The organism is Humibacillus xanthopallidus, assembly GCF_006716675.1.
In the GTDB taxonomy this organism is placed as follows: Bacteria; Actinomycetota; Actinomycetes; order Actinomycetales; family Dermatophilaceae; genus Humibacillus; species Humibacillus xanthopallidus_B.
Window position 1 is genome coordinate 1,003,806 of record NZ_VFPM01000003.1, and the last position, 13,350, is coordinate 1,017,155.

Genomic DNA, 13,350 nt, shown 5'->3' on the forward strand with positions numbered 1-13,350 from the left:
GCCCCCTCAGCGCACGAGGACGTGGCCGCGCGAGGTACTGAGCCGCGTCCACCGCCCGTGGGCGGCGACGGCCGCCTCCTCCCCGAGCGCGGTGAAGCCGAGCACGTGCGCCCCGAAGGCGAGTCCGGCGGCTATCGGCGGCACCGAGTCGCTCATCGTGGACCACACCTGCCGTCGAAGCGCAGCCACGGCCTGAGCGCCGGCGCCGTCCGGCGTTCCCTCGGCAACCTGCGAGATTCCCTGTCGCGCAATGGAGTCGACGACCTCACTCGAGAGCGCCCCGACGGGCTCCCACCCCGCGCGTGGAGGAGCCAACGCCGCCCACGCCACGCGCACCTCGGCAGGCGGCACCCGCAAGGTGCTCGTGGTGTCGTCGGCGCGGGCGAGTCGGTCGGCCACGGCCGCGAGCGCCACCGTCGCGTCGAGAAGGCCGTCCGAGGCGACGCGCACGACCCGTAGGCCGAGCACCGTCCCTTCGCCGAGGAGCCCGGACCCCTCGAGCACGGCGACGGTCGTCACGAGGAGCGGCCCCATGAGCTGGAGGCGGACGGCTCCGTCAGGGTTGGCCTTCCTGGCCCGCCCGACGAAGGTGGCGAGGTCGCCGAGGGCTCGGGGGCTGCCGAGGTCGATCTCGGTCACGGCCGTCGCCACGCGTCACCGCCGCCGACGGCGGAAGGGAGCCGCACCGCCGACGTGCTCGAGCACCGAGGCGCGCTCGTCGGGTCGCATGCGTCGGGGCATCGCCGTGCGGAAGTCGTAGAGCGCGAGCTCTGTCTCGGCGACGGCATAGATCGTGCCGCCCGGTCCGTCGCCCACCCCCTCGGGATCGGTGACGATGTAGGCGACGTCGAAGCCCGCGCCGCCGACGCGCGAGACCCACAGCTGGATCTCCACCGGCTCGTGCCGGAAGCCGAGCGGCCGGCGGTACTCGATCTCGTGCCGCGAGACGAGCACGCCCTCCTCAAGCAGCGACCGGTCGGTCGCTCCCCCGGCGTCGAACCAGTCGCGGAAGGCGATGACGCGCGCATCCTCGAGCAGACGGAGGAACTGCACGTTGTTGATGTGCGCATAGGCGTCCATGTCGGACCAGCGCAGGGACACCTGCGCGGCATACGGCGTGCGGTCTGCCGGGTCTGTCATGGGCCCATCCTTCCAGCCCGTCCACACCCCCGCCGACCGAGCGCACCGTGTCCACAGGCCGGGGTATGCCGTCCGGCGTCGTCAGCATGGCCACGTAGGTTGGGTGCATGTCGAGCTCCCCCACCGCCCCCGCCATGGTCGACCTGCGCGAACGCGCCACCGCGGCGCTGCGGCGCCTCGTGGGCCGCGACGACGTCGACTTCCGCGACGGGCAGCTCGAGGCGATCTCCGCGCTCGTCGAGGGCCGACGCCGCGTCCTGGTCGTCCAGCGCACCGGCTGGGGCAAGTCGGCCGTCTACTTCGTCGCCACCGCCCTGCGTCGGGCCGAAGGCGCCGGCCCGACGGTCATCGTCAGCCCGCTGCTCGCCCTCATGCGCGACCAGATCGGCGCGGCCGAGCGCGCTGGCATCCGTGCCGTGACCCTCAACTCCACCAACGCCGACGAGTGGGGGGCCGTCTCCGGGGCGCTGGCCCGCGGCGAGGTCGACGTGCTGCTCGTCAGCCCCGAGCGGCTCAACAACCCGCGCTTCCGCGACGAGCAGCTACCGGCGCTCGCCGAGTCGTGCGGCCTCCTCGTCGTCGACGAGGCCCACTGCATCAGCGACTGGGGGCACGACTTCCGGCCCGACTACCGACGCATCCGCGACCTGCTGACGACGCTGCCCGACCGCACACCCGTGCTCGCGACGACCGCGACGGCCAACGCCCGGGTCGTCACCGACGTCGTCGAGCAGCTCGGTGCGGGAGGCCACGACGTGCTCACGCTGCGCGGGCCGCTCGCTCGCGCATCCCTGCGTCTCGGGGTGCTGCCCCTCGCCGCCCCCGAGCAGCGCCTCGCCTGGCTCATCGCCCACCTCGCCGACCTGCCGGGCTCGGGCATCGTCTACGCCCTGACGGTCGCCGCCGCCGAGGACGTCGCAGTGGCGCTGCGTGAGGCCGGCCATGCCGTCGCGGCCTACACGGGGCGCACCGAGACCTCCGAGCGGGTGCGGCTCGAGACGGCCCTGCGCGACAACGAGGTCAAGGCGCTCGTCGCCACGTCCGCGCTCGGCATGGGCTTCGACAAGCCCGACCTCGGCTTCGTGCTCCACCTCGGCGCGCCGAGCTCGCCGGTGGCGTACTACCAGCAGGTTGGCCGAGCCGGCCGCGCCACCGAGCGCGCCGACGTGCTCCTCATGCCCGGGCCGGAGGACAAGGACATCTGGCGCTACTTCGCCTCCGCGTCGATGCCGCGTCAGGACCAGGCCGACGCCGTGCTGCGAGCACTCGCCGAGGCCGCACGCCCACTGTCGACCGTCGCCCTCGAGTCGATCGTCGACGTGCGGCGCACCCGTCTCGAGCTGCTCCTCAAGGTGCTCGACGTCGACGGGGCCGTGCAGCGGGTTGCGGGAGGGTGGACGGCGACCGGCGCGCCGTGGACCTACGACGCGGAGCGCTACGACCGGGTGAGCGAGGCTCGCGAGCGCGAGCAGCAGCTGATGGTCGACTACGAGCGCACCGACGAGTGCCGCATGGCGTTCCTGCAGGAGTGTCTCGACGACGACACCGCAGAGCCGTGTGGCCGCTGTGACCGCTGCGTCACGCCGTGGTTCGACACCTCGATCCCCGAAGCGGCGGTGAACACGGCGCGGTCGCGCCTCGAGCGCCCGGGGGTCGTGCTCGACACGCGCGCGCAGTGGCCCACGGGCATGGACCGTCTCGGGGTGCCGCTCAAGGGCAAGATCGCTCCCGCCATCGCCATGGACGAGGGGCGCGCGGTAGCCCGCCTGTCCGACCTCGGGTGGGGCCAGCGGCTGCGCGAGCTGCTCCGGGGACCTGACCGCGCAGTGCCGGCCGAGGTCGTGCGGGCCTGCGTCGACGTGCTCGCCGGCTGGGGGTGGCAGCAGCGGCCGGCGGCCATCGTGTCGGTGCCCTCCCGCCGGCGCCCCGAGCTGGTCGGCTCGCTGGCGGCCGGCCTCGGTGAGCTCGGGCGGTTGCCGTACCTCGGGGCGCTCGACCTCGTCGAGGGCGGTCCCGTGGGCGAGCCCGGGGGCAACAGCGCCTTCCGGCTCGCCAACGTCTGGGGACGGCTCGCGGTGGGCCCCGGCCTCGCCGAGCGACTGCGCGGCATCCCGGGGCCGGTGCTGCTCGTCGACGACGTCGCCGACTCGCGGTGGACCCTCACCGTGTGTGCGGGGCTGCTGCGCGAAGCGGGAGCGCCGGGGGTCCTGCCCCTCGTCCTCGCCCAGGAGGCCTGACGAGGAGCAGGAGGACGCCGGTGTCACGACCGGGTCCAGGGGTGATCGGGTGTGGGGAGCCTTCGGCCGGCGGGGGGCCTCGGTAAGGTCACCTCGTGACCGACGACTCCCCCGCACTGTCGCCCATCGACGACCTGCTCGACGTGCTCGACCTCAAGGACGTCGGCACCGCGCACATCTCCGTGACCGACGTGGCGGGCCGCGACGCAGCGGAGTCCATCGGCGCGTCGTCGGCTCGGGTCTTCGAGGGCCGCAGCCAGAAGATGCCGCACGGCCGGGTCTTCGGCGGTCAGGTCCTCGCGCAGTGCGTGATGGCCGCAGGCTTGACCGTGCGGGGCGCCGGTGGCCTGGGTGACCTCGGTGCCGGCGACACCGCGCGGCCCATCCACTCCCTGCACGGCTACTTCATGCGACCCGGTGACGACACCCTGCCCATCCGCTTCGCCGTCGAGGAGATGCGCGACGGCAACTCCTTCTCGACCCGCCGGGTCCACGCCGTGCAGAAGGGCGCCCCCATCATGTCGATGGTGTGCTCGTTCCAAGAGCGTGCCGGCGGTCTCGACCACCAGGATCCGGCACCGGAGGTGCCCTCCCCTGAGGACGTGCGATCGCTGGCCGACTCCTTCCGCGGGGTGGACCACCCCGGCGCCCGGCACATCGCCGACTCCCGCCCGATCGAGCTCCGACCGGTCGAAGGCAACCTCTTCGTCGACGCCGGCCGCGAGCAGGTCGCGAAGAACCACGTCTGGATGCGCGCCGTCGACAGACTGCCCGACGACCCGCTGCTCCATGCGGCCGTGCTCGCCTATGCCAGCGACTACTCGCTCCTCGAGCCGGTGCTGCGCCGCCACGGCCTCGTGTGGACCGACCGACGCTTGCGGGTGGCGAGCCTCGACCACTCGATGTGGTTCCACCGCGACGCGCGCGCCGACGAGTGGCTGCTCTACGCGCAGGAGTCGCCGTCTGCCATCAGCGGGCGCGGCCTCGCCATCGGGCACATGTTCTCCCGTGAGGGTGTCCTCGTCGCGACGACCGCCCAGGAGGGCATGGTCAGGGTCAAGCAGTCCTGACGCCCCGCCACACCGCCACACGGACAATCGAAAGAGCAGTTCGTCGCCTTCCATGGGGCCCGCGCGGGCGCGCACGACGGCGACGAACTGCTCTTTCGATTGTCACGGAGCGCGTACGACGGCGACGAACTGCTCTCTCGATTGGGTGTCAGAAGGTGCGCAGGACCGCCACGTCGTGGCCGTCGAGACGTACACCGTCGCCCCGCACGATCGGTGCGCGTCCCCACGAGGCGAGCACGTGCGAGACCTCCGCGGAGAACGGCACGACCTGCGAGCGGCCGGCGAGGTTGACGACCACGTGCACCTTGCCGCGCGACATGACGAGCCAGTGGGCGTCATCGTCGAATGCCACGGTGGTCTCACGCAGGTCGCCCGAGGCGATGTCGGGCTCGCTGCGCCGCACCCGCGTGAGCGCGATGTAGAAGTGCAGCATCTCGGTGTGGCCCGGCGCCATCGGCTGGGACCAGTCGAGCACGCTCGCGTCGCGGGTCGCAGGGTCCTGCGGGTCGGGCACGTCGTCGGCCGCCCAGCCGTGTGGAGCGAACTCGGCCCGGCGACCTCGGCGCACCGCGTCCGCCAGCTCCGCATCGCCGAAGGACGTGAAGTAGGCGAAGGGCGTGCTGGCCCGCCACTCCTCCCCCATGAAGATCATCGCCGTGAAGGGCGAGAGGAGGTAGAGGGCGGCGCCGATGGCCTGCTGGCCGGGTGAGACGGAGTCACTGATGCGGTCTCCGGTCGCCCGGTTGCCCACCTGGTCGTGGGTCTGCAGGTACGCAAGGAACTGGTGGCCCGACTGCGCCTCGGGGTCGACCTTGGCGCCCCACACCTGTCCCCGGAACGTCGAGACCCGGCCGTCGTGGAGGAAGGCGTCGGTCAGCGTCTTGGCGAGGACCGACAGCGACCCGCCCTCGGGCCACGCCTCGGTGCCGCCGGCGAAGTCGGCGTAGTAGCCGGCGGTCTCACCGGTGAGGGCGACGTGGAGCGCATGGTGGATGTCGTCGTCCCACTGCGCCGTCATCCCCCGGCCGCCCTCGGCGGTGGGCGTCACCATCACGGGGTCGTTGAGGTCGGACTCCGCCACGAGATCGAGGGGACGGCCCAACTCAGCTGCGAGAGAGGCGATCTCGTCGGAGAGCTGCGCGAGCAGGTGCGGCTGCGAGTCGTCACGCAGCGCGTGGACCGCGTCGAGCCGGAGCGCGTCGACGTGGAAGTCGCGCATCCAGCGGACGGCGTTGTCGATGATCCAGCGGCGCACCTCGTGGCTGCCCTCGCCGTCGAGGTTGACCGCAGCCCCCCAGGGGGTGTGGTGGGCGTCGGTGAAGTAGGGGCCGAACTCCGCGAGGTAGTTGCCGGCGGGTCCGAGGTGGTTGTAGACGACGTCGAGCCCGACGCCCAGGCCACGCTCGTGGCAGGCGTCGACGAAGCGCTGGAACCCCGCGGGTCCGCCGTAGGCCTGGTGGACGGCATACAGGTGCACACCGTCGTAGCCCCATCCCCACGGGCCGTCGAACGCCGCGATCGGCATGAGGGAGACGAGGTCGACGCCCAGCGCCACGAGGTGGTCGAGGTGGGCGATCGCCGCGTCGAAGGTGCCCTCCGGGGTGAAGGTGCCCACGTGCAGCTCGTAGACGACCCCGCCGCAGACTCCGCGGCCCTCCCGGGTGCCCCGCCAGGCCCCGTCACCCCAGGCGTATTCCGCCGGGTCGAAGGTGCGACTCGGGCCATGGACCCCACGGGGCTGCCACGGGCTGCGCGGGTCCGGTCGTGGGTCGCCGCCGTCGATGCTGAAGGCGTAGTCGATCGTGCGGCCGCCGAGCTCGTCGGGGACGGACCACGACCACCAGCCGCCCGCCCCGCGGGTCATCGGCGACCGCGTGACGTCAGCGGTGATCCCACCGTCCGCCCCGACGGACCCTTGCGACGAGTCCGACTCGTCCGGCGCCCCCGACCACACCACGGCAACCTGTTGCGCCTCCGGCGCCCACACCCCGATCACTGAGCTCACACCTCGTCCCCTACCCGAACCAAGAGCGCCACAGGCAGCCCGTCGGGATCGCCGACGAGCGTCGCCAGGCGCACGACCCCGCCCTGGACCGTCCGCTGCGACAGTACGTCGGTCCATGGTCCGTCCGGCAGCGTCAGCGTGGAGTCGCCGAAGCCCCCGCCGTCGCGCAGGCGAGAGGCGAGCCGGGTCACGACGGTCACGACGTCGATGCCGTCACCCGTGCCGCGACCGAAGGCGACGGCATACGGGCTCGTCGGCTCCAGCGGCTGGTAAACGGCCCCGGGGCCGACGAAGCACTCGGACCATTCGCGCCGCGTGCGCAGGGCGGCGGCCGTGACGAGGAGCTTCTCGTCGTGCAGGTCCACAGGCGCAACGCCCGCGTCGAGCCGCGACAGCCGACGGCGCCGCTCGTCGTAGTCGACGAGGCGACGGTTGTCGGGGTCGACGAGCGAGAGGTCGACGAGGTCGGTGCCCTGGTAGACGTCGGGCACGCCCGGCATCGTCAGCTGCACGAGCTTCTGGCCGAGCACGGCGGCACGGGTCTCGGGTGCGGTGGACTCGACCCAGGACTCGAGGTGCCTCACGATCTCCGGCGTCGACACGAGACCGGCGACGAAGGACTCGACGGCCGACTCGTACGCGGTGTTGGGCTCGGTCCAGCGCGTGAAGAGCTTCGACTCACGAATCGCCTTCAGCGCGTAGGCCTGCAGCCGTTCCTCGCTGATCGGCCACGCACCGACGGCCGTCTGCCACAGGAAGTACTCGGTGAGCACGTCGAGCTCGGCTGAGCGCAGGCCGGCCGCGAGGCGCCGCGCCTCCACGAGCCACTCGGCCCACGCGGCAGGTCGCTCGGCGAGGACCGCGAGCCGCGCGCGCACGTCCTCGGCGCGCTTCGTGTCATGCGTCGACAGCGTCGTCATCGTGCGGGGAGAACGTGCGAGCAGGCCCTGTGCGAAGGCGTGGAAGCTGCTCGCCGACACCCCCACCCGCGTCGGATCACCCCCGACCTCGTTGAGCCCGACGAGGCGGACGTAGCGGTAGTAGGCGGTGTCCTCGATGGCCTTGGCCATCGCCGGACCGCACGTCTGCTGGAACCGCACGACGAACTCGTCCTGCGCGGCGGCGTCCACCGGTGACGCCTGCCCCAGAGCGAGGTCGATGACGGCCTCGACGACCGCGGGCGGCAGGTCGACCCCAGGTCGAGCCCCTCGAGCCACGGTCGACTCGAGCTCAGCCGCGTCAGCCGGCCGGGCAGGCACCCCGGGGCGGATGTAGACGCGGTAGCGGTCCATGCCGACGAGCATCGCCTCGACGACCTCGCGCGCGGCGGCCTGCTCGAGGTCGGGCCGGGCCCGCGCGACGAGCCGCATGAGCCGGCTGACCTCGGTCGCGAGCATGACCTCGACGACCCAGCGCTTCGACTCGGTGATGATCGCCTCGAGGTCCTGGTGCTCGCCGAGCAGCTCGGCCGAGAGCTCGTCGAGAGGCGATGCGCCGTCGGGGTCGACGAAGAGACCGCCGACCCGCAGCAGCGCGTCGTAGCCGGTCGTGCCGGCCGTGCGCCAGCTCTCCGGCAGCTGCTCGTCGCCCTCGAGGATCTTCTCGACGACGACCCACGCGCCGCCGGTCATGTCGGCGAGCCGCTCGAGGTAGCCCTCGGGGTCGGCCAGTCCGTCGGGATGGTCGATGCGCAGGCCGTCGATGGCGCCCGACCGGATGCCGTCGACGAGCAGCCGGTGGGTCGCGTCGAAGACCTCGGGCTCCTCGACCCGCACCGCGATGAGCGAGGTGACGTCGAAGAACCGCCGGTAGTTGAGCTCGTCGTCGGCGATCGTCCAGGACGCGAGGCGATAGTGCTGGGCCTCGAGCAGCTCGCGCAGGGGCGCCCCGGTGTCGCTGCCCGCCGCGAGCGGGAAGACGTGGTCGTAGTAGCGCACGACGGGCGCCCCCTCGTGCTCGCCGACAGTGATCTCGCCGGCATCGAGCACCTCCTCGAGCGGCGCCCCGAGCACCGGCATGAGGATCCGACCGCCCTGGGCGTCCCAGTCGATGTCGAACCACGCGGCATACGCCGACCCACGCCCCTCGCGCAGGACCGACCAGAGCGGCCGGTTGAGCGAGAGGGGGGTCGGGGTCGTCATGTGGTTGGGCACGACGTCGACGACGACACCGAGGCCGGCTTCGTGGGCGGCCGCGACGAGGCGGGCGAAGGCCTCGTCACCACCGAGTCCCTCGGCCACGGTCGTGTGGTCGATGACGTCGTAGCCGTGCTTCGAGCCGGCCGAGGCCTGCAGGACCGGCGACAGGTAGAGGTGCGAGACCCCCAGCGTCGCCAGGTGGTCCACCTGGGCCACCGCGTCATCGAGGGTGAAGTCGGGCTCGAGCTGGAGCCGGTGGGTCGAGACGATCGGTCGCCCGGTCACGCGGTGGCCTCCTCCGTGAGCCCCGGCACGCTCGCCGGCACGGTGACGCGCGGGCACCGGAGCACGACGATGCTGCGCGGCTGTACCTGGATCTGCCACGACGGGTCGAGCGAGTGGCTCTCGAGGTCGTGGGCCGCCGTGTCGACGACGGGGATCCACTCCGTGCCGTACTCCTCGTCGGGCAGCGTGAAGCTGAGCGGCTCGCTGTAGGCGTTGAACATCACGAGGAACGAGTCGTCGAGCACGGGGTTGCCACGCGGGTCGGGCCCCGGGATGGCGGAGCCGTTGAGGAAGACCATGAGCGACTTGGCAAGACCGTTGCGCCAGGCGTCCTCGTCCATGTGCTCGGCGTCAGGCGTGAACCAGGCGATGTCGCCGAGCTCGCTCTCGCCTCCGTGGTCGGCGCTGCCGGCGAAGAAGCGACGCCGCCGGAAGACGGGGTGCTCCCGGCGCAGCTTGACGATCGACTGCGTGAAGGTGAGCAGCTTCTGGTCGTCGCTGTCGAGGACCCACTGGATCCACGAGATGTCGTTGTCCTGGCAGTAGCCGTTGTTGTTGCCACCTTGGGTGCGCCCGAGCTCGTCGCCGTGCAGCAGCATCGGCACGCCCTGCGAGAGCATCAGCGTGGTGAGGAAGTTGCGCTGCTGGCGCAGCCGGAGGTCGCGCACCTGCGGGTCGTTCGTCGGGCCCTCGACGCCGCAGTTCCACGACCGGTTGTGGCTCTCGCCGTCGTTGTTGCCCTCGCCGTTGGCCTCGTTGTGCTTCTCGTTGTACGACACGAGGTCGCGCAGGGTGAAGCCGTCGTGGGCCGTGACGAAGTTGATCGACGCGATCGGCTTGCGGCCAGAGTGCTCGTAGAGGTCGCTGGATCCCGTGAAGCGAGAAGCGAACTCGCCGAGCGCCCCGCCCTCGCCGCGCCAGAAGTCGCGGACGGTGTCGCGGTACTTGCCGTTCCACTCGGTCCACAGGGGCGGGAAGTTGCCGACCTGGTAGCCCCCTTCGCCGACGTCCCAGGGCTCGGCGATGAGCTTGACCTGGCTGACGACCGGGTCCTGCTGGATGAGGTCGAAGAAGGCCGACAGCTTGTCGACCTCGTGGAACTGGCGCGCGAGCGTCGCGGCGAGGTCGAAGCGGAAGCCGTCGACGTGCATCTCGGTGACCCAGTAGCGCAGCGAGTCCATGATGAGCTGCAGCACGTGGGGGCTGCGCATGAGGAGGCTGTTGCCCGTGCCGGTCGTGTCGTAGTAGTGGGTGAGGTCATCGCTGACCAGCCGGTAGTAGCTGTTGTTGTCGAGCCCACGAAAGGCGAGCGTCGGGCCCAGGTGGTTGCCCTCGGCGGTGTGGTTGTAGACGACGTCGAGGATGACCTCGATGTGCGCGGCGTGCAGGGCCTTGACCATCGCCTTGAACTCGAGCACCTGCTGACCGCGCTGCCCACCGGCCGCGTAGGCGTTGTGGGGCGCGAGGAAGCCGATCGTGTTGTAACCCCAGTAGTTCGACAGGCCGCGGTCGACGAGCGGCGCGTCCTGGACGAACTGGTGCACCGGCATGAGCTCGATCGCGGTGATGCCGAGGTCACTGAGGTGCTTGATCATCGCCGGGTGGGCGATGGCCGCGTAGGTGCCGCGGATGTCTTCCGGGATCTCGGGGTGCATCATCGACAGTCCCTTGACGTGGGCCTCGTAGATGACGCTCTCGTGGTACTCGTGACGCGGCGGGCGGTCGTCGCCCCAGTCGAAGAAGGGGTTGATGACGACCGAGTGCATCGTGTGCCGCACGCTGTCGTCGAGGTTGATCTTCGTCGTCGTCGCGGCCTTGGGGTCGCCGAAGGTGTAGGAGTAGAGCGACTGGTCGTTCTCGGCCTGACCCTCGATCGCCTTGGCGTAGGGGTCGAGCAGGAACTTGCTCGGGTTGCAGCGATGCCCCTTGTCCGGGGCGTAGGGACCGTGAACCCGGAAGCCGTAGCGCTGGCCCGGCTGCACGTAGGGCACGTAGCCGTGCCACACGAAACCGTCGGTCTCGGGGAGGTCGATGCGGGTCTCGACGAGGTCGTCGTCGATGAGACAGAGCTCGATGCGCTCGGCCACCTCGGAGAAGACGGCGAAGTTCACACCCGATCCGTCATAGGTTGCGCCGAGGGGGTAGGGCTTGCCGGGCCAGATCTCCATGGACCTTCTTCCGTCGTCGGTCGCGGCACGGGAGCCGCCGCGCCACGGCGTGGCGACATGCGGACGACAGTGGCCGCAGGGGCCATTCTTGCCTGCCCGGCGCCCCATCGCACAAACACCCGGGTGTGCCGGGTGGCGCGCCCGCGTCTCCTGGCTCACTCAGACCGCAAAACCGGCCCTGTCGGAGACTGCCCGGAGACGAGATGAGGAGGTGCTTGCCGTGGTGAGCCTTCTGAGCTCCGTCAGGCTCAGCCGGGATGCGTCCGGCCCCGGGCTCGCGCACGGGGGCCGGACGGCATACGACCGCGGTGGCCTCGCTGGTCGCTGGGGGTGACCGGCTAGAGCCCGCCGCCGAGCGTGACCCCGCCGTCGATCGTCAGGGTCTGCCCGGTGATCCACGACGCGTCGCTGCTGAGCAGGAAGCTCACCGCGCCGGCGATGTCCTCCGGGAGGCCGAGCCGCTTCATGGGGTAGGCCCGCACGACCTTCTCCTCGCGCCCCTCGTAGAGCGCCTCGGCGAACTTCGTCTTGACGACGGCCGGCGCGACGGCGTTGACCCGGACGTCCGGGCCGAGCTCGAAGCCGAGCTCGGTCGTCAGGTGGATGAGCGCGGCCTTGGACACGCCGTACCACCCGATGACCCCGGAGGCTGCCTGGCCCGCGACCGACGCGAGGTTGACGACCGCCGCCGGGTGCTCCGCGTCACCGAAGCCCGACGCGATCGCCTTCTTGATCCACGAGAAGGCCGCGACGACGTTGACGTCGAGGACCTTGCGGGCGACCTCGAGGTCGGTGTCGACCATCGGACCGTAGACCGGGTTGATGCCGGTGTTGTTGACGAGCAGGTGCAGCCCGCCGAAGGTCTCGTGCGCGGCGGCGACGACCTCGTCCTGGTGGGCCTCGTCGGCGGCGTTGCCGGCCACACCGAGCGCGTTCCCCGGGCCACCGAGCTCTTCGACGGCGGCGGCGAGCGCCTCCGGCTTGCGCGCCGTGATGACGACCTTGGCGCCCTCGGCGACGAGCCGCTGAGCGATGCCCAGACCGATGCCGCGGCTCGCGCCCGTGACGATCGCGACCGCTCCCTCGTGCGCCCTCATCAGAAGCCGAGGTCCCGGCCGATGAGCTCCTTCATGATCTCGTTGGAGCCGGCCCAGATCTTCGTGACGCGCGCGTCGCGCCAGGCGCGGGCCACGCGGTATTCGTTCATGAAGCCGTAGCCGCCGTGCAGCTGCACGCAGTGGTCGAGCACGTCGTTCTGCACCTGCGAGCTCCACCACTTGGCCTTGGCGGCGTCGACCGCTGACAGCTTGCCCTCGGCGTGCGCCGCGACGCAGTCGTCGACATAGGCCTCGGCGACCTCGATCTTCGTGACGAGCTCGGCCATGAGGAACTTGTTGTGCTGGAAGGCACCGATCGGCTGGCCGAACGCCTTGCGGTCCTTGGCGTACTGGATCGTCTCCTCGAGGATCGCCTTGGCGTGGGCGACGTTGGAGACGGCGGCCCCGACGCGCTCCTGCGGCAGGCGCTGCATCATCGCGATGAAGCCCATGCCCTCCTCGCCGAGCCGGTTCTCGTCGGGCACGCGGACGTTCTCGAAGAAGAGCTCGGCGGTGTCGGACTCGTCCATGCCCACCTTGTCGAGCTTGCGGCCGTTGACGAAGCCCTCCATGCCCCGCTCGACCATGAGCAGGGTGATGCCCTTGGCACCCTTGGACGGGTCGGTGCGGGCCGCGACGATGACGAGGTCGGCCTGGTAGCCGTTGGTGATGAAGGTCTTGGAGCCGTTGAGGATCCACGCGTCGCCGTCGCGGACGGCGGTCGTCTTGAGCGCCGCGAGGTCAGAGCCGCCGGAGGGCTCGGTCATCGCGATGGCGCAGATGAGCTCGCCGCTCGCCATGCCCGGCAGCCAGCGCTGCTTCTGCTCCTCGGTGCCGAGGTCGACGATGTAGGGCGGGCACACGTCGGAGTGGATGCCGAAGCAGGAGCTCGTCGCGGCGTTGAAGCGCGACATCTCCTCGGCGACGACGGCGTTGAAGCGGTAGTCGTCGACGCCGGCACCGCCGAACTCCTCGGGAATGTCGAGGCCGAAGTAGCCCTGCTTGCCGGCCTCGAGCCAGATGTCGCGCGGGATCGACTTGCCCTCGATCATCTCGTCAGCGCGGGGCGCGAGCGTGCGGGCGACGAACTCGCGCGCCGACGCGCGCATCGCCTCGTGGTCCTCGTCATAGATGTTGCGGGGCATCCGTCCTCCATCGGGCGTGATCACTGGGTGCGACGCGCCGTACCGACAGGTAACTAAGCGCTTGC

At 71.1% G+C, this 13,350-nt stretch carries 9 protein-coding genes; 2 read left to right on the forward strand and 7 right to left on the reverse strand.

The annotated features are described in order from the left end of the window. Positions 1–6 precede the first annotated feature (6 nt). Entirely contained in the window at positions 7–639 is a 633-nt protein-coding gene (locus tag FBY41_RS19610) for a hypothetical protein (protein WP_141846384.1), read from the reverse strand. Between the two features lie 15 nt (positions 640–654). After that, the gene (locus tag FBY41_RS19615; protein ID WP_141846132.1) at positions 655–1,140 is read right to left on the reverse strand and encodes an acyl-CoA thioesterase; all 486 of its coding nucleotides are present in this window, start codon (positions 1,138–1,140) and stop codon (positions 655–657) included. 107 nt (positions 1,141–1,247) lie between these two features. On the opposite strand from FBY41_RS19615, the gene FBY41_RS19620 reads away from it, so the two are divergent. Both FBY41_RS19620 and FBY41_RS19625 read left to right on the forward strand, forming a co-directional pair. Further along, the gene (locus tag FBY41_RS19620; protein WP_141846134.1) at positions 1,248–3,377 is read left to right on the forward strand and encodes a RecQ family ATP-dependent DNA helicase; all 2,130 of its coding nucleotides are present in this window, start codon (positions 1,248–1,250) and stop codon (positions 3,375–3,377) included. Between the two features lie 95 nt (positions 3,378–3,472). Continuing rightward, the gene (locus tag FBY41_RS19625) at positions 3,473–4,447 is read left to right on the forward strand and encodes an acyl-CoA thioesterase (protein ID WP_141846136.1); all 975 of its coding nucleotides are present in this window, start codon (positions 3,473–3,475) and stop codon (positions 4,445–4,447) included. A gap of 148 nt (positions 4,448–4,595) precedes the next feature. Here FBY41_RS19625 and treZ read toward each other — a convergent pair whose 3' ends face one another. The 5 genes from treZ to FBY41_RS19650 form a co-directional block, all read right to left on the reverse strand. After that, a complete protein-coding gene (treZ, locus tag FBY41_RS19630) occupies positions 4,596–6,443 on the reverse strand; it encodes a malto-oligosyltrehalose trehalohydrolase (protein ID WP_260439930.1) in 1,848 nt (615 codons plus the stop codon). Positions 6,444–6,448: 5 nt separating this feature from the next. Beyond that, positions 6,449–8,875: a malto-oligosyltrehalose synthase gene (treY, locus tag FBY41_RS19635; RefSeq protein ID WP_141846140.1), complete on the reverse strand. Its 2,427-nt coding sequence runs from the start codon at positions 8,873–8,875 to the stop codon at positions 6,449–6,451. Then, positions 8,872–11,043, reverse strand: a complete 2,172-nt coding sequence (gene glgX / locus FBY41_RS19640) for a glycogen debranching protein GlgX (RefSeq protein ID WP_141846142.1) — start codon at positions 11,041–11,043, stop codon at positions 8,872–8,874. Before glgX ends, treY begins: the two co-directional genes overlap by 4 nt. Before the next feature lie 338 nt (positions 11,044–11,381). Next, the gene (locus tag FBY41_RS19645) at positions 11,382–12,140 is read right to left on the reverse strand and encodes an SDR family oxidoreductase (RefSeq protein WP_141846144.1); all 759 of its coding nucleotides are present in this window, start codon (positions 12,138–12,140) and stop codon (positions 11,382–11,384) included. After that, positions 12,140–13,285, reverse strand: a complete 1,146-nt coding sequence (locus tag FBY41_RS19650; RefSeq protein ID WP_141846146.1) for an acyl-CoA dehydrogenase family protein — start codon at positions 13,283–13,285, stop codon at positions 12,140–12,142. Before FBY41_RS19650 ends, FBY41_RS19645 begins: the two co-directional genes overlap by 1 nt. Positions 13,286–13,350 lie beyond the last annotated feature (65 nt).